This window comes from Micromonospora qiuiae, from assembly GCF_016863555.1.
In the GTDB taxonomy this organism is placed as follows: Bacteria; Actinomycetota; Actinomycetes; order Mycobacteriales; family Micromonosporaceae; genus Micromonospora; species Micromonospora qiuiae.
In genome coordinates this window covers 46,045-62,415 of the sequence record NZ_BOPC01000055.1, presented here as the reverse complement: position 1 = coordinate 62,415, position 16,371 = coordinate 46,045, and the positions used below count along the sequence as shown (strand labels likewise).

Genomic DNA, 16,371 nt, shown 5'->3' with positions numbered 1-16,371 from the left:
TGGTCGCGAGTGTCCTGGGTGCTGGGCCGCGAGTTGCGGTGTCTTGTGCGACGGTGCGGTCGCGGACGTGATCTCATCGGTCGGCCGCCTGACGTGCCAGGACCCGCCTGCGCCGCCACCGCCATATTCCCGGCCGCTCTTACATGCCCTTCTGGGAAGCTGGTGGGTATGGAGCTGGGGTATCTGCGGGAGCATCCGGAGCAGTTGCCGACGTTTCTGACGCATCAGCGGATCCGGGAGACGCCGGTGCCGGGCGGCGACATCTGTCTGGCGTCCCGGCTGACCCTGGACGACGGGCACTCGATTTTCGCCAAGACCTGGCCGGAGCGGGCCGGGCGGCCGGTGCCCGAGGGGTTCTTCGCCACCGAGGCGGCCGGGCTGCGCTGGCTGCGCGAGGCCGGCACGGTGGCCGTGCCGGAGGTGCTGGTGGCGCTGCCCGACCTGCTCGCGCTGGAGTGGGTCGAGCCGGGCGAGCCCGGCCCGGAGGCGGCCGAGCGCTTCGGGCGCGAGCTGGCGGGCCTGCACCGGGCCGGCGCGTCGGCCTTCGGGGCACCGTGGACCGGGTTCATCGGTGCGCTGCCAGCGGACAACACGCCGCACCAGGGGCCGTGGGCGGAATGGTTCGCCCAGGCGCGGCTGCTGCCGTACCTGCGCGGCTCGGTCGACAATGGTGCCTTGGAGGACGCCGACGCCGCGCTGGTCGAGCAGGTGGTGGCCCGGATCGGCGAGGTCGGCGGGGAGGAGCCGCCGGCCCGGATCCATGGCGACCTCTGGCCGGGCAACCTGCTCTGGGACGCCGACGACCGGGTCTGGCTGGTCGACCCGGCCGCGCACGGCGGGCACCGGGAAACCGACCTCGCGCAGCTCACGCTCTTCGGCGGCCCGCCGCACGCCGATCGGATCCTGGCCGCGTATCAGGAGACCTGGCCGTTGGCCGACGGCTGGCGGGACCGGGTGCCGCTGCACCAGCTGCATCTGCTGCTGGTGCACACCGCCCTGTTCGGTGGGGCGTACCGGGATTCGGTCCGCGACCGCGCCCGCGCTGCCCTGGCCGGGATCGGGCGCGCTACGGTCAACGGGTGAGCGTGGCCCCGCCGACCGGCGGCGTCCTCGTCGACCGGTACGGCCGCGTCGCCCGGGACCTGCGGGTCTCTCTGACCGACAAGTGCAATCTGCGCTGCACGTACTGCATGCCCGCCGAAGGTCTGCCCTGGCTGGCCGGGCCACAACTGCTCACCGACGACGAGGTGATCCGGCTGATCCGCGTCGCGGTGTGCCGGCTCGGCGTGGCCGAGGTGCGGTTCACCGGCGGTGAGCCACTGATCCGTCCCGGTCTGGTGGGCATCGTGGCCGCCGTCGCCGCGCTCGATCCCCGCCCTCGACTCTCGCTCACCACCAACGGCATCGGTCTGCAACGGCTCGCCCCGGCGCTGCGCGACGCCGGCCTCGACCGGGTCAACGTCTCGCTGGACACCCTGAACCGGGAACGGTTCACCCGGCTCACCCGGCGGGATCGACTGCCCGACGTGCTGGCCGGCCTCGCCGGCGCGGCTACCGCCGGCCTCACCCCAGTGAAGATCAACAGCGTGCTGATGCGCGGCGTCAACGACGACGAGGCACCGGCGCTGCTCCGCTTCGCCCTCGAACACGACTACCAACTGCGTTTCATCGAGCAGATGCCGTTGGACGCCCAGCACGGCTGGGACCGCGCGGCCATGGTCACCGCCGAGGAGATCCTGACCGGGCTGCGCACCGCGTACGAGCTCAGCCCGGACCCGGCCGAGCGCGGCGCGGCACCGGCCGAGACCTGGTTGGTCGACGGCGGCCCGGCCCGGGTGGGTGTGATCGGCACGGTCACCCGCCCCTTCTGCGGCGACTGCGACCGGACCCGGCTCACCGCCGACGGGCAGGTACGCAACTGCCTGTTCGCCAACGAGGAGTCCGATCTGCGCAGCGCGTTGCGGGCCGGCGCGGACGACGACGAACTGGCCCGGCTCTGGTCGGCGGCGACCTGGGGCAAGCGGGCCGGACACGGCATCGACGATCCGACCTTCCTGCAGCCCACCCGGCCGATGTCAGCCATCGGAGGTTGATCATGACCACTGTCACCGTCCGCTACTTCGCCGGTGCACGAGCCGCCGCCGGCCGCGCCGAGGAGGCCGTACCCGCCGGCCGTTCGCTGGACGACCTGGTGGCGGAGCTGGCCGAGCGGCACGGCGAGCGGCTGGTGCCCATCCTGGCCGTGGCGAGTTATCTGGTCGACGGAGTGACCTGTCATGATCGGAGAGAACCGCTGCCGGCCGGAGTGACGATCGACGTCCTTCCTCCCTTCGCTGGCGGCTGAGGGGGAGCCACACGTGTTCGCGGTACTCGGCTTCGTGACCACCCTTGCCCTGATCACCGGGCTGATCCATCTCTACCTGTGGAAGCGGCTGGTCAAGGACACCACCACGGCGGGACGGTGGCGGCGGGGCGGCACGATCGCGGCGGTCGTGTTGGCGGTGCTGATACCGGTGACGCTGGTCGGCACCAACGTGGGGATGTACTGGCTCGCCTGGCCGGGCTACGTCTGGCTCGCGCTGATGTTCTACCTGATGGTGCTGCTCGCCGCGCTGGAGGTCCCGATGCTCGTGGCGCGGCTGGTGCTGCGCCGCCAGGCGGCCGCCGCCGTGCCCGAGCCGGTGCTGGTCGGCCCGGCCGCCCCCGGTCCGTTGGCCCCGGCGCCAGCGGCCGACCCGCTGGCGCCGGCCGCCGCGCTGCCGTCGAGCGACGAGCCGGCCGAACCCCCGGCCGCCGGAGCGGTCGGGCCGGACCACGACCCGGGCCGACGACTCCTGCTCGCCCGGGGTGCCGCGATCTTCGCCGGGATCACCGCCGCCGGCCTGGTGGGTTCCGGCGTACGCACCGCCATGGGCCCGCCGCAGCTGGACCGGGTGCAGATCCCGCTGGCCAAACTGCCTCGGAGCATGGACGGCCTGCGTATCGCCACCGTCTCCGACATCCACATCGGACCGCTGCGCGGCCGCAAGCACACCGAACAGATCGTCGCCGCGATCAACCGCCTGGATGCCGACATCGTCGCCGTGGTCGGTGACCTGGTCGACGGGTCGGTGGCCGAGCTGGGTGAGGCGGCGGCCCCGCTGCGGGGGCTGCGCTCCCGCTACGGCAGCTACTTCGTCACCGGCAACCACGAGTACTACTCAGGCGTCGAGGAGTGGGTGACCGAGGTCGACCGGCTCGGGCTGCGGGTGTTGCAGAACCAGCGGCTGGAGATCGCCGCCCGGGGCGGCGTACTCGATCTGGCCGGGGTCAACGACGTCAGCGCGGCGGGCACCGGCCTGTCCGCGCCCGCCGACTACGCCGCCGCGCTCGGCGACCGGGACCCGTCGCGGCCGGTGGTGCTGCTGGCCCACCAGCCGGTGGCGGCGGTCGAGGCGGCGAAGTACGGGGTCGACCTGCAACTCTCCGGTCACACCCACGGTGGTCAGATCGTGCCCTTCAACCTACTGGTCGCGCTCGAACAGCCGGTCGTGTCCGGCCTGGGCGAGGTGGATGGCACGAAGGTCTACGTCACCAACGGCGCCGGCTTCTGGGGGCCGCCGGTGCGGGTCGGTGCGGAGCCTCAGATCACCCTCGTCGAGCTCCGCTCGCAATAGCGCACCTCACCTCTGAGCGTGGCGCCGCGCGCGGGCCCGGCCGGTCGTGGCAGGATGCGGCGTGCCTCCGTTCAACGTCGTACCCCCCGGTGGCCGCCCGCCCTTCGTCGCGGACCTGCACATCCACTCGAAGTACTCGCGGGCCTGTAGCCGTGATTTGACCCTGCCGAACCTCGGCTGGTGGGCCAGGCGCAAGGGCATCGGGGTGCTCGGCACCGGCGATTTCACCCACCCCGCCTGGTACGACCACCTGCGCGAGACGCTGCGTCCGGCCGAGCCCGGCCTGTACCGGCTGGCTCCGGAGGCGGAGCGGGACATCGCCCGCCGACTGCCGCCGAAGCTGGCCAGCGAGGCGGAGACCGCCCCGGTCCGGTTCATGCTCAGCGTGGAGATCTCCACGATCTACAAGCGGGACGACCGGACGCGGAAGGTGCACCACCTGATCTACCTGCCGGATCTGGACGCGGTGGGCCGGTTCAACGCCGCGCTGGGCCGGATCGGCAACCTGGGCTCGGACGGCCGGCCGATCCTCGGTCTGGACTCCCGCGACCTGCTGGAGATCACCCTGGAGGCGAGCGACGACGGCTACCTCGTCCCGGCGCACATCTGGACCCCGTGGTTCTCCGCGCTGGGCTCGAAGTCCGGCTTCGACGCGATCGCCGACTGCTACGCCGACCTCGCCGGGCACGTCTTCGCCGTGGAGACCGGGCTCTCCTCGGATCCGGAGATGAACTGGCGGGTCGGCAGCCTGGACAACTACCGGCTGGTCTCCAACTCGGACGCACACTCACCACCCGCGCTGGCCCGTGAGGCGACGGTCTTCGCCTCGGCTCGGGACTACTTCGGCATCCGAGAGGCGCTGCGCACCGGCGACGGGCTGGCCGGCACGATCGAGTTCTTCCCCGAGGAGGGCAAGTACCACGCGGACGGCCACCGGTTGTGCGGGGTGAACTGGTCGCCCGAGCGCACCCGCAAGGCCGGCGGGCAGTGCCCGGAGTGCGGCAAGCCGCTGACGGTGGGCGTACTGAGCCGGGTGGAGGACCTGGCCGACCGGCCCGAGGGGTACCGACCGGAACACGCGCCCGAGGTGACCCACCTGATCCAGCTCGCCGAGATCCTCGGCGAGATCAACAAGGTTGGTCCGCGCTCGAAGAAGGTCGAGGGGAAGCTCACCGAGTTGGTCGCCGCGCTCGGCCCGGAGCTGGAGATCCTGACCCGCGCCCCGCTGGACGAGATCGGCCGGGTCGGCGGGGAACTGCTCGCCGAGGGCATCGGCCGGCTGCGCCGCGGCGAGGTCCGGCGGGTGCCCGGCTACGACGGCGAGTACGGCGTGATCACGCTCTTCGACCCGACCGAGCTGGGTGCCGCCGGCAGGTCGGCGGGGCAGGAGACACTGTTCGACGTACCGGTGCCGGCGCAGCGGCGGCCCGCGGAGCCGCCGGCCAGGGCGGAGGCCAAGGCGAAGCGGCCGGCGGCGAAGGCCGAGCCGAAGCGCAGGCCGGCACCGCCGGCGCCGCCGATCGCGCCGCAGCCCTCCCCGCACGAGCCGTTCGAGCCGATGCTCGCCGGGATGGAGGAGGTCGGCACCGGGCTGCTCGACCGGCTCGACGCGATGCAACGGGTGGCCGCCTCGGCGCCCGGTGGGCCGCTGCTGATCGTGGCCGGACCGGGCACCGGCAAGACCCGTACGCTGACCCACCGGATCGCCTACCTCTGCGCGGAGCTGAACGTCTTCCCCGAGCGCTGCCTGGCGATCACCTTCACCCGGCGGGCCGCCGAGGAGCTGCGGCACCGCCTCGACGGCCTGCTCGGCCCGGTCGCCGAGGACGTCACCGTGGGCACCTTCCACTCGCTCGGGCTGACCATCCTGCGCGAGAACGCCGGAGCCGCGGGCCTGCCGGAGGACTTCCGGATCGCCGACGACGCGGACCGGGCGGCGGCGCGGACCGAGGCCGGTGACGACCCGGCCCGCTACCTGGCGCTGCTGCGCAAGCAGGGCATGGTCGACCTGGACGAGCTGCTCACCCTGCCGGTGGCGCTGCTGCGCGAGGACCGGAAACTGGTCGAGCGGTACCGGGACCGATGGCAGTGGATTTTCGTGGACGAATACCAGGACGTCGACGCGGTGCAGTACGAACTGCTACGCCTGCTCAGCCCCGCCGACGGCAACCTGTGCGCGATCGGCGACCCCGACCAGGCGATCTACTCGTTCCGGGGCGCCGACGTCGGGTACTTCCTGCGCTTCTCGCAGGACTTCACCGACGCCCGGCTGGTCCGGTTGAACCGCAACTACCGGTCCTCGGCGCCGATCCTGGCTGCCGCGGTGCAGGCCATCGCGCCGTCGTCGCTGGTCCGGGGCCGGCGGCTGGACCCGGCCCGGCTCGACCCGGAGGCCCCGCTGGTCGGCCGGTACGCTGCGGCCTCCGTCGCCGACGAGGCCGACTTCGTGGTACGCACCATCGACGAGCTGGTCGGCGGCCTTTCCCACCGGTCGCTGGACTCGGGGCGCATCGACGGCCGGTCGACCACGCTGTCCTTCTCGGACATCGCCGTGCTCTACCGGACCGACTCGCAGGCCGCGCCGATCGTGGACGCCCTGTCCCGGGCCAACGTCCCGGTGCAGAAGCGCTCGCACGACCGGCTACGGGACCGCCCCGGCGTGGCGGCCATCGCCCGTGAGCTGCGGCACGCCACGGGGCTCGACGGCGCGCTACCCGCCCGGGTACGCCTCGCCGGCCAGCTGCTCGCCGAGCGGTTCGCCGTCCCCACCCTCGACGGCACCGGCGGGGTGCGCCCATCCGACGTCCGGACCGCCGTCGACCTGCTGACGCCGCTGGCCCGCCGCTGCGGCGACGACCTGGAGATGTTCCTGTCCCAGCTCGCCACCGGCGCCGAGGTGGACGCGCTCGACCCGCGCGCCGAGGCGGTCACCCTGCTGACCCTGCACGCTGCCAAGGGCCTGGAGTTCCCGGTGGTCTTCCTGGTCGGTGCCGAGGACGGGCTGCTGCCGCTGCGTTGGCCCGGCACCACACCCGACGAGGAGGCGGTGGCCGAGGAGCGGCGGTTGTTCTTCGTCGGGTTGACCCGTGCGCAGGACCGCCTCTACGTCAGTCACGCCGCTCGCCGGACCCGGCACGGGTCGGAACGCGAGTGCCGGCCGTCGCCGTTCCTCGACGTGATCGACCCAGGTCTGTTCGAGCGCCTCGGCGACCGCGGCGAAACCCGCCGGCCGAAGGACCGCCAGCTGCGGCTGATCTGACCAGTATCGTCAACCGTTGGCGCAGGAGGGGTGCATGGCGAACTACCGATCACCGGGTGGCGGCCGACACCCGTGGCACGAGCCGCACCCCGGTGAGGCGTACGGCTCGGGACAGGTCTACGGCTCGGGGCAGGTCTACGGCGGGGCACCGCACCGGCCCGCCGAGCCGACGTACGACGGCGGCCAGCAGGGGCCGGCGTACCACGGCGGCCAGCAGCAGTCGGTGTACCACGACGGCCAGCGGCGGGCCGAATACGATGTCAGGACCGCGTATGCCGGGCAGCCGACGCCACCGCCGAGCAGGCGCGGGCGAGGGCCGCTGCTCGCCGCACTGGGCGCGGTCCTGATGCTTGTCCTGGGCGGTGGGGCGGCGTTCTACCTGCTCGGGCGCGACGACGAGCCGTCGACGGCGGTGGCCGCGCCGACCGAGGAGCCGGTGGCCCCGACCGACGCCCCGGAGGATGACGACGAAAAGCCGACGCCGAGTGCCCGGGCCGCCAACTCGTCCACCGATCCCCGGTTCGTCGAAGCGGGCCAGTGCGTCCGCAACGACGCATCAAACGGCGGCAAGCCGAAGCTGGCGATCAGCGACTGCGTCCCGAAGTCGTACGAGGTGCTGCGCCGCTTCGACGGCAAGACCGGCGGGGCGAGGGACGCCGAGACGAAGTGCGCCCAGGTGGACGGCTACACGAACTGGTACTTCTACGACAGCGAGTTGGACTCGTTGGACTTCGTGCTCTGCCTCAAGCAGCGCGACTGACCGATCGATTACCAAAACTAGTGCTGTCTAGCGTGGAAGCTAGACAGCACTAGTTTTATGTCGAGAGCCGACACGCCGTAGCTCCGTCTATCCATGTCTAGCCCCTCAGCTAGATGGGCCGATACTCTGCGATTCGTGGATCCGGTCCGCAACCCGTACGCGCCGGGCGCCGGTCAGCGCCCACCCGAGTTGGCCGGGCGAGGGCGGGAACTGGACGTCTTCGACATCGTGCTGGAACGGATCGCCAGGGGCCGCCCGGAGCGCAGCCTGATGCTCACCGGGCTGCGCGGTGTCGGCAAGACCGTCCTGCTCAACACCCTGCGCTCACAGGCGATCAACCGCCTCTGGGGCAGCGGAAAAATCGAAGCTCGGCCCGAGCAGTCGCTGCGCCGGCCGATCGCCGCAGCCCTGCACATGGCCGTCCGGGAACTCGCGCCCCGGCACCGGGCACCGGACCGGATCGACGCCTTTCTCGGGGTGCTGAAGGCGTTCGCCCAGCGGAGCACCCCGACCGGACGCGGCGTCCCGAAACTGCGCGACCGGTGGCAGCCCGGCATCGACGTACCGGCCGCCGCCGGACGCGCCGACTCCGGCGACATCGAGATCGACCTGGTGGAACTGCTCACCGACGCCGCCTCGGTCGCCAGCGACGTGGGCACCGGCATCGCCATCTTCATCGACGAGATGCAGGATCTCGGGCCGGAGGACGTCTCCGCGCTCTGCGCCGCGTGCCACGAACTCTCCCAACTCGGCGCACCGCTGATCGTGGTCGGTGCCGGCTTGCCGCACCTACCGGCGGTGCTGAGCGCGGCCAAGTCGTACTCCGAGCGGTTGTTCCGCTACCAGCGCATCGATCGGCTCGACCGGCTCGCCGCCGACCAGGCACTCTGCGCGCCGGCGGAGCGAGAGGACGTGGAGTACGAGGTCAAGGCGCTGGATCTGCTCTACGAGAAGTCCGGCGGATATCCGTACTTCGTCCAGGCGTACGGGAAGGCCACCTGGGACCATGCCCCACGGTCACCGATCACGGTGGCCGACGTCCGGGTCGCCGCCCCGGAAGCCGAGGCCGAACTGGCCGTCGGCTTCTTCGGCTCCCGGTTCGAGCGGGCCACCCCGGCCGAACGCGAGTACATGCGCGCGATGGCGACGCTCTCCCTGGTCGAGAGCGCGGCCGAGGGCGTCGGCCGGGACGACATGGATGCGGCGGTGCCGACCGCGGAGATCGCCCGCGCCCTGGGCCGCAAGCCCGCCAGCCTCTCCCCAGCCCGGGACGCGCTGATCAAGAAAGGGCTGATCTACTCCGGAGAACGCGGCACGGTCGCCTTCACCGTCCCGCACTTCGGCCGCTACCTGCGCACCCAACCGGCCTGAGCCGGCCGGATCCTCCTCAGGGCTGGCGGCGGATCCGCTTGGCGATCGCGCGGCTGCGACGCAGCGCGGACTGTACGGGTACGGGCAGGCGCCGTACGGCGGACGTCTTTTCTCCGCCCACCAGCCTTTCGCGCTGGGCGCTGGTGTGCGGGAACGGGAACTGCGGCTTGTGTGCCTTGCGCAGCGCGCGGAACCCGCCCAGCGAGTACAGCTCCGCAATCCGGGCGGTGATCCGCTCGCGGTCCTCGGGATCGGTGGTCATCAGCGTGGTGACCGGCGGCGGCAGCCCGGCGGCGTCCAGCCGCGCATCGTAGCCGGGGTTGGCTTTGCCCGGCTGGAAGATGTGCTCGATGCCGTTGCGCTCCAGGAAGCTGGCGAAGTGGTCCCAGCGCTGCGCCTGCCCGGCGTTGAAGGCGGTGTAGTCGGCCTCGGCGTAGAGGTCGGCGGCGTCCACCTCGGGGGTCAGGTCGGGCACCAGGCTGTGCGGGATGTCGTGGTACCGGGCCAGCTCCAGGGTGCGGCTGTCGTGCGCCAGGACGTAGGCGGGGGTGCCGGCGGCCAGTGCTGCGATGTTGCCGTGGATCCGGGTGCCGAAGGAGAACTCCCGCTCGGCGAGGTAGCGCCTCCAGGTCGAGGCGTCGACGAAGAACCGGATGCGGTCCTCCCGGTAGAGCTGGTGGCCGGTGTGGTGCGGCAGTTTCAGCCGGACCTTCTCCGGGTTGGTGCCCCACAGCAGCAGCTCGAGGTCCTTGTCGTCCTGCGGCACGTAGACCATGTTCGGGTAGCGCTCGGCGTGCCGGGTCCCGACCTCGTCCATCAGGGGCACGTACGGGGAGATGTTGATCGTGAAGCGGCTCTCCCGCATGAGTGCGGGGACCCGCTTGGTGATCTGAAGGTTCGGGCCGTCGCGGAACAGTGACGGACAGCCGACAACGTCGACCACGTCGTCGCCGAAGCCCAGCTCGGCGAGGTAGGCCCGGGTGAACTCGCCGCGTACGCCGATCGTCGCCGACTTGTCCAGCACCGCGCGCACGAACCGGCGCACCGCCACGCGCAGCTCGTCGGTCGGTGGCGGGAACGGGTTGTCGAGGCTACCGCTGCCACCCGAGACGCCGACGCCGACCACCACGACCGGAATTCGCAGCTGCTCGATCACCCAGGTGAGGCGCTTGAGGTTCGCCAGGAAGCTGAGCCGGAACGCGTTGGCCAGCGGCACCACGAACAGGTCGAACTGCTCGTTGATCCGGTCCACGTACGCCTGGTCCACGCCGGGCCGTTCGCTGAGGAAGGAGTTGGAGACCACCTCGTAATTCGGCACGCTGATCAGCTTGTGCACCGCTTCGGTGAAGACCAGGTTGCCGACGTTCCGCCCGAAAATGCCGTTCTTGTACAGCGCGAGGGAGAGCTCCGGGCTGACCGGGGTGAACGGGTCCTTGGCAGAACGCAACAGGACGCGGGTCATCGGGTTGGAGCCTCCATGGGCGAATGTGCGATTGATCCCCGTGAGTGGTTCGATGCTAGCGGTCTGGCCACCGGCGCCACCACCTGCTGCTGAGCGGGTCAAGTGCCGGCGATCAGACCTTCGACCAGGGCGGCGCAAAGATCACGTCGCCCTGCGGCGGGGGCAGCTCGCCGCTGATCGACGGCGGCAGCACCAGGGCCTGCCACGGCTCGCCCAGCCCGGACCAGGGGCTGGTCAGGCCCATCCGGTCGGCCCGGCTGAACCCGAACCGTCGGTAGTACCCGGGATCACCGAGCACCACGACCAGCCGCTCACCGAGTTCCGTGGCCGCATCGAGGGCGGCCTGCACCACGGCGGTGCCGAGCCCGATCCGCTGGCGATGCGGTGCCACCGCCACCGGGCCGAGAGCGAGCGCCTGCCGGTTGCCCTCGGCGGAGCGGACCAACACCCGGGTGAGCAGGGCGTAACCGACGATCTCACCGCCGTACTCGGCGACCATCGCCAGTGCCGGCAGCCAGGCGTCGCTGGCGCGCAGCTCGTCGACGAGCCGTACCTCGGGTGGCGTGGCCACGTCGGGACGGGCGAAGGCGGCGGCCAGCACCCGGCGGATCGCCCCGGTGTCGGCCGGATCCTCGGGGCGTAGTCGCAGCGTCGCCACGCGGCGAGGTTACCCGGTGTGGCGCGTCCATCGGCGGTGGTCCCTGGAACTGGCGTACGCCACCCGGTCGATCGACATCAGACGTTGCGGGGCATGGCGCCGCCCGAGACAGGGTATGACTGGTTCATGACGCCCGTACGGTCCCTGGCCCGCGCCATGTTGAGCGGCATCTTCGTGGTCAGCGGCGCGAAGAGCTTCGCCAACCCCGACCGCCTGGTGCCCGCCGCGAAACCGGTCACCGACCGGGTGACCCCGCTGCTGGAGCGGGCAGACCGGCGCATCCCCACCGACACCGAGACGCTGATCCGGGCCCACTCGGCGGTGCAGTTCGGTGCCGGGCTGATGCTGGCGACCGGCAGGTTCAGCCGGCCGGCCGCCCTGGTGCTCGCCGGCACCCTGATCCCGGTGACCCTCGCCGGGCATCCCTTCTGGAAGCAGGACGATCCCGCGCAGCGGATCAACAACCAGATCCATTTCCTGAAGAACCTCGGTCTCTTCGGCGGGTTGCTGCTGGCTGCGGCCGACACGGAGGGCAAGCCAGGACTCCGTTGGCGGGCCGGGCACCGTATCGGCCATTCCCGACGGTCCGTGCGCCGTGCCGTCCGGACCGCCCGCCGGGAGGCTCGCATCGCCGTCCGCTCGGCTGCCACCGCTCGTCGGCTCCCAGGCTGAGCTGCGATTATCCATCCCTCACCCCCGCCAACGCCACGAATCACCCGAACCGCCCGCTAGGCGTTAACGCGGTGGAAATGTCAAGAGAGTGTGTGGGATCGGACACGGTCGCATAACGCGGGAGGCATGACGTGAGGCGCGGCTCTAGGCTCCCTACCGGACCTGGACGGGTAGGACGACCTTGGTACGGGGGTGGCCACGCCATGCCGGCGAGTGTCGGTGGAGGGCTGGACCGCCTCGCCGCAGTCCGCCGCGTAACCGGTGGGATCGATCGAAGGACAGTCGTACGGATCGGCATCGTGGCCGCCGTCGCCTACGCCGCATGGCTTGCCATCGGTGTTTTCGGGCGGCCGTACAACTTCTTCGACATGAAGATCTATCACGGCGCGGTGGTCTGGTGGGCGAGCGGCCACGAGCTGTACGAATTCGTTGCGCCCGACACCACCCTGGGCTTCACCTACCCGCCCTTCGCCGGGCTGGCCATGCTGCCCATGGCGCACCTTCCGGTGGCGGCGGCCGGTCTGGTGAACGCCGCGGTCAGCATCGCCGCGCTGGCTCTGGTGCTGGCCGCGCTGCTGCGCCCGATCGTCGACCGGTTGGGCTGGCCGCTCTGGTACACGGTGGCCATCGCCACGCCGCTCGCCGTGGCCATCGAGCCGACCCGGGAGACCCTCGGCTACGGACAGGTGAACCTGCTGCTGTTCGCTCTGGTGATGGCCGACCTGATCGCCCTGCGCTGGCGTTCGCGCCGGGGCACGCACTACACCGAGGGCGACGGCCCGCTGCTGCGGTTCGTCTACAGCGGCGCCTGGGCTGGCGTGGGCATCGGTCTGGCCACCGCCATCAAGCTGACCCCCGCCCTGTTCATCCTCTACCTGATGATCACCCGGCAGTGGCGGGTCGCCAGCACCGCGATCGGCACCGCCATTGGTGTCACGCTCGGCAGCTTCGGCATCGTCGGCGCCGAGTCCCGGGCCTACTTCGGCGGTGTGCTGTGGCAGACCGAGCGGGTGGGCGCCGCCGACATGACGCCCAACCAGTCCCTGGCCGGACTCCTCGCGCGGCTCTACGACTCGATCGAAACTCCCGGCCTGCTCTGGCTCGCGTTCTCCGTGCTGGTGCTGGCGCTCGGCCTGTCCCGGGCCGCCGACGCCCACTCCGACGGCGACGAACTGACCGCCTTCACCCTGGTCGGCCTGACCGCCAACGTGATCAGCCCGATCTCCTGGACGCACCACCTCGTCTGGGTGATCCCGGCCATCATCGTGCTGGTCGATCACGCGGTACGCCGCCGTGACGCCAGCCGCGGGCTGGTCCCGCGTACCGCACCCGGCCCACAGGGCGGATCGTCGGTGTGGTCTGTGCTCCGCCCGCCGATCGGGTATCCGACGCTCACCGGCCTCCGGCACGGTGTCGCCGCCGTCGGGCTCTACCTGATCTTCCTGATCTCCCCGATCTGGCCGTACGAACACCAACTGCCGGAAGTCTCGCACTACCAGGACGGCCTGTTCGGCGCGCTGATGGAGAACTCCCTGGCGCTGGCCCTGATCGTGCTGGTCGCCGCACTGCCCTGGCGTCCCGGCGCCGAACCGGCCTTCCACACCGACCGGATGGCGCGGGCCGCGCTACTGTACGCCCGCAGGTGAACGGCGTCAGGGGCAGTTGACCCATTCCTCGGTGCCGTCGGCGAACACCTGCCGCTTCCAGATCGGCAGCCGAGCCTTCACCTCGTCGACCAGCCGCGCGCAGGCGGCGAACGCGGCGGCCCGGTGCGCGGTGCTGACCGCCGCCACCAGGGCCATGTCGCCGATGGCGAGGGGACCGATCCGGTGCGACACGGCCACGGCGTACACCTCGGGATCGGCGGCGATCTCGTCGGCGACCTCGCGGAGCACTCGTTCGGCGCTCGGATGCCCCTCGTATTCCAAGCTGGTCACCGGGCGACCGTGGTCGTGGTCGCGGACCACGCCGGCGAACGAGACCACGGCGCCGGCCCGGCGATCGGCGACCGCCGTCTCGTGCGCGGCCAGATCCAGCGGCTGGTCGGTGACCCCACCGAGCACCATCACCATGCCCGGTCTTCCGGGAGCAGCGGCAGGGGCACGACCGGCACCTCGTCCCCGACCTTGCCGGCGGTGCCGGGCCGGATCACCGCGAACCCGTCGGCGACCGAGAGCCCGCGCAGCATCGCCGAGCCGACGTGACGCACCGGGTGCGCCGTACCGGTCACCGGATCGCGGCGGACCAGAGCCAGGTGAGTGTGGTCACCGCGCCCCGCGACAGGCTCGGCGAGCGTGGCGTGGGGCAGAACCGGCATCGTTCGGCCGGCGAGCCCGGCCAGCAGCGGGGCGACCAGCGAGACCAGGGCGACGACGGCGGACTGTGGGTTGCCGGGCAGGCCGGCGACGAACCGGACCCGACCATCGGTGCCAACCAACCGGGCCAGCAGCATGGGGAAGCCGGGACGCACCGCGACCGTGTTGACCACGTAGTCCGCACCCAGCGCCGCCAGCGCGGGGTGCAGGTGGTCGACCGGACCGTGCATCGTGCCACCGGTGGTGCAGACCAGGTCGGCCCCGGTCAGCGCGGTGCGCAGGGCGGCCACGTGGGCGGGCAGCGTGTCGGCGACCGGTCCGACCACGTCGGTCGGGCGGATCTGGCAGCCGTACCGGCGAAGCCAGGCCGGCAGCGCCGGACCCAACGCGTCGCGGACCCGGCCCGCACCGGGTGGGCCGGCGGTCAGCAGTTCGTCGCCGAAGACCAGCAGCGCGGCGCGGGGTTGCCGGCGTACCCGCAGGGTGTCGTGCCCACAGGACGCGGCCAGGCCGATCACCGCCGGGTCCACCAAGGCCCCGGCGGGCAGCAGTTCCTCACCGGCGGCTGCCTCCTCGCCGGGTCGGCGCCACTCCGGCGCGGCGCGCGGCACACCGTCGACCAACCCGTCGGGGGTACGCGTCGACTCCTCCACCCGCAGCACCGCGGAGGTGCCCTCCGGCACCATCGCCCCGGTGGCGATCTCGACGGTCGTACCGTCCTGGGTCAACGGCGCCGGTGCCGAACCGGCCAGCACCCGGCCGACCACCCGCCACGGGCCGGCGCCGCGCACCGCCCAGCCGTCCACACTGGACGTCGGGAAGGCAGGCAGATCGGTACGCGTGGTGAGCGGTTCGGCGAGGGTGTGCCCGTCGGTCTCGGCGAGCGGTCGCTCGACGGCGGGCAGTGCGGCGGCCAGGCCGACCGCGTACACCCGGGAGCGCGCCTCCGCCCAACCGGCCGGCGGTGGCGCGGTGATCCGGTCGTCGCCGGAGGGCAGTTCCGTTCTCACTGAACCCACCGGCCGAGCCTATCCGGTCCCCTGATGGTCGCCACCGCGCAACTGGTCGACGGTGTGCGCGAGGATCGGCCCTAGTACGGCGAGGCCGTCGCGGGCCCCGCCGGTCGAGCCGGGAAGGTTCACCACCAGCGTGCGGCCGACCACCCCGGCCACGCCCCGGGACAGCGCTGCGGTGGGCACCGTGTCTCGGCTGTGCGCGCGGATCGCCTCCGCGATGCCGGGAATCTCGTAGTCGAGCAGGTCGCGCGTCACGTCCGGGGTGCGGTCGGTGGGACTGACCCCGGTGCCACCGCTGGTCAGCACCACGTCGACGGTGTCCGCCACGGCTGCCCGCACCGCCTCGCCGACCGGCTCACCGTCGGGCACCACCACCGGCTCCTCCACCGCGCAGCCCAGCTCGCGCAGGCCGGCGACGAGCAGTGGACCGCTGGTGTCGGCGTAGACACCGGCGGCGGCCCGATTGGAGGCGACCACCACCCGGGCGCGGATCACGGCCGGCTCTCCGGACGCTCCCACCGGCCGGTCTTGCCGCCCTCCTTGCTCAGCACCCGGACCGCGTCGACGCTGGCCGCCGGGTCGACCGCCTTGACCATGTCGACCAGGGCCAGGCCGGCGACAGCGACCGCGGTCAACGCCTCCATCTCGACCCCGGTGCGGTCGGCCGTGCGGGCGGTCGCGCTGATCTCGACGGTGTCGGCGGTCAGCGCCAGATCGACCGTGACGCCGTGCAGCGCGATCGGGTGACAGAGCGGGATCAGGTCGGGGGTGCGCTTGGCGCCCATGATGCCGGCGAGTCGACCGACCGCGAGCGCGTCGCCCTTGGGCAGCCCGTCGCGGCGCAGCAGCTCGATCACCTCGCGGGTGGTGCGTAGTCGGCCGGCGGCGGTCGCCGAGCGGCCGGTGACCTGCTTGGCGGAGACATCCACCATGCGCGCTGCGCCGGCCGCGTCGACGTGGGTGAGCTGGGCGGGTTCGGTCACGGTCGGCAGCCTATCTCTCCGGTACGACGAGGCCGGTCCTGGTGTTTTGGAGGGAACGACACGAAGATGCCGCTCCCTCCTCACCAGTCTGCTGTCGGACTCTGGGGAAATCCGACGGCAGATGCCCCGACGAGACCCGCCAGCTGGCCGATCTCCCCCCGTCAGCGAACGCCACCGACGGTACCGACACCGCCGATAAGAACTCGATAAGAAGCGCGC

15 protein-coding genes are annotated in these 16,371 nt (G+C 71.9%); 9 read left to right on the top strand and 6 right to left on the bottom strand.

The window, feature by feature from the left end:
- The first annotated feature begins 168 nt into the window (after nt 1–168).
- The 7 genes from Vqi01_RS20020 to Vqi01_RS19990 all read left to right on the top strand — a co-directional run bounded on the left by Vqi01_RS20020 (nt 169) and on the right by Vqi01_RS19990 (nt 9,046).
- Complete coding sequence (locus Vqi01_RS20020; protein ID WP_204036344.1) at nt 169–1,083, top strand: fructosamine kinase family protein; 915 nt, start codon at nt 169–171, stop codon at nt 1,081–1,083.
- Nucleotides 1,080–2,093, top strand: coding sequence for a GTP 3',8-cyclase MoaA (gene moaA / locus Vqi01_RS20015; RefSeq protein ID WP_204036343.1), 1,014 nt, complete (start codon nt 1,080–1,082; stop codon nt 2,091–2,093). Before Vqi01_RS20020 ends, moaA begins: the two co-directional genes overlap by 4 nt.
- Before the next feature lie 2 nt (nt 2,094–2,095).
- Nucleotides 2,096–2,344, top strand: a complete 249-nt coding sequence (locus Vqi01_RS20010; RefSeq protein ID WP_204036342.1) for a MoaD/ThiS family protein — start codon at nt 2,096–2,098, stop codon at nt 2,342–2,344.
- Between the two features lie 13 nt (nt 2,345–2,357).
- Entirely contained in the window at nt 2,358–3,656 is a 1,299-nt protein-coding gene (locus Vqi01_RS20005) for a metallophosphoesterase (RefSeq protein WP_204036341.1), read from the top strand.
- Between the two features lie 61 nt (nt 3,657–3,717).
- Nucleotides 3,718–6,915, top strand: a complete 3,198-nt coding sequence (locus Vqi01_RS20000) for a UvrD-helicase domain-containing protein (protein ID WP_204036340.1) — start codon at nt 3,718–3,720, stop codon at nt 6,913–6,915.
- A 34-nt stretch (nt 6,916–6,949) separates the two neighbouring features.
- Nucleotides 6,950–7,675, top strand: coding sequence for an LppU/SCO3897 family protein (locus Vqi01_RS19995; protein WP_239098522.1), 726 nt, complete (start codon nt 6,950–6,952; stop codon nt 7,673–7,675).
- A gap of 135 nt (nt 7,676–7,810) precedes the next feature.
- Nucleotides 7,811–9,046 (top strand): ATP-binding protein, encoded by a 1,236-nt coding sequence (locus Vqi01_RS19990; protein WP_204036339.1) that lies wholly within the window; start codon nt 7,811–7,813, stop codon nt 9,044–9,046.
- Between the two features lie 16 nt (nt 9,047–9,062).
- Here Vqi01_RS19990 and Vqi01_RS19985 read toward each other — a convergent pair whose 3' ends face one another.
- Entirely contained in the window at nt 9,063–10,508 is a 1,446-nt protein-coding gene (locus tag Vqi01_RS19985; protein WP_204036338.1) for a polysaccharide pyruvyl transferase family protein, read from the bottom strand.
- Nucleotides 10,509–10,620: 112 nt separating this feature from the next.
- Nucleotides 10,621–11,166: a GNAT family N-acetyltransferase gene (locus tag Vqi01_RS19980; protein ID WP_204036337.1), complete on the bottom strand. Its 546-nt coding sequence runs from the start codon at nt 11,164–11,166 to the stop codon at nt 10,621–10,623.
- A 126-nt stretch (nt 11,167–11,292) separates the two neighbouring features.
- Here Vqi01_RS19980 and Vqi01_RS19975 point away from each other — a divergent pair, with 126 nt between their 5' ends.
- On the top strand, nt 11,293–11,838 hold the full coding sequence (locus Vqi01_RS19975) for a DoxX family protein (protein ID WP_204036336.1): 546 nt from the start codon (nt 11,293–11,295) through the stop codon (nt 11,836–11,838).
- Nucleotides 11,839–12,041: 203 nt separating this feature from the next.
- Nucleotides 12,042–13,484, top strand: a complete 1,443-nt coding sequence (locus Vqi01_RS19970; protein ID WP_204036335.1) for a glycosyltransferase 87 family protein — start codon at nt 12,042–12,044, stop codon at nt 13,482–13,484.
- 6 nt (nt 13,485–13,490) lie between these two features.
- On the opposite strand, the gene Vqi01_RS19965 is transcribed toward Vqi01_RS19970, so the two are convergent.
- Genes Vqi01_RS19965 through moaC form a run of 4 tightly spaced genes read right to left on the bottom strand, consistent with a single transcriptional unit; the run spans nt 13,491 to nt 16,152 of the window.
- Entirely contained in the window at nt 13,491–13,910 is a 420-nt protein-coding gene (locus tag Vqi01_RS19965; RefSeq protein WP_239098521.1) for a molybdenum cofactor biosynthesis protein MoaE, read from the bottom strand.
- On the bottom strand, nt 13,904–15,151 hold the full coding sequence (locus tag Vqi01_RS19960) for a molybdopterin molybdotransferase MoeA (RefSeq protein ID WP_204036351.1): 1,248 nt from the start codon (nt 15,149–15,151) through the stop codon (nt 13,904–13,906). Before Vqi01_RS19960 ends, Vqi01_RS19965 begins: the two co-directional genes overlap by 7 nt.
- A 30-nt stretch (nt 15,152–15,181) precedes the next feature.
- Nucleotides 15,182–15,664, bottom strand: coding sequence for a MogA/MoaB family molybdenum cofactor biosynthesis protein (locus Vqi01_RS19955; protein ID WP_204036349.1), 483 nt, complete (start codon nt 15,662–15,664; stop codon nt 15,182–15,184).
- Nucleotides 15,661–16,152, bottom strand: a complete 492-nt coding sequence (gene moaC / locus Vqi01_RS19950; protein WP_204036334.1) for a cyclic pyranopterin monophosphate synthase MoaC — start codon at nt 16,150–16,152, stop codon at nt 15,661–15,663. Before moaC ends, Vqi01_RS19955 begins: the two co-directional genes overlap by 4 nt.
- Nucleotides 16,153–16,371 lie beyond the last annotated feature (219 nt).

Coding starts and splice junctions, on each gene's coding strand:
- Vqi01_RS20020 (WP_204036344.1), top strand. CDS start 169: ATGGAGCTGGGGTATCTGCGGGAGCATCCGGAGCAGTTGCCGACGTTT.
- Vqi01_RS20010 (WP_204036342.1), top strand. CDS start 2,096: ATGACCACTGTCACCGTCCGCTACTTCGCCGGTGCACGAGCCGCCGCC.
- Vqi01_RS19995 (WP_239098522.1), top strand. CDS start 6,950: ATGGCGAACTACCGATCACCGGGTGGCGGCCGACACCCGTGGCACGAG.
- Vqi01_RS19985 (WP_204036338.1), bottom strand. CDS start 10,508: ATGACCCGCGTCCTGTTGCGTTCTGCCAAGGACCCGTTCACCCCGGTC.
- Vqi01_RS19975 (WP_204036336.1), top strand. CDS start 11,293: ATGACGCCCGTACGGTCCCTGGCCCGCGCCATGTTGAGCGGCATCTTC.
- Vqi01_RS19970 (WP_204036335.1), top strand. CDS start 12,042: ATGCCGGCGAGTGTCGGTGGAGGGCTGGACCGCCTCGCCGCAGTCCGC.
- Vqi01_RS19965 (WP_239098521.1), bottom strand. CDS start 13,910: ATGGTGATGGTGCTCGGTGGGGTCACCGACCAGCCGCTGGATCTGGCC.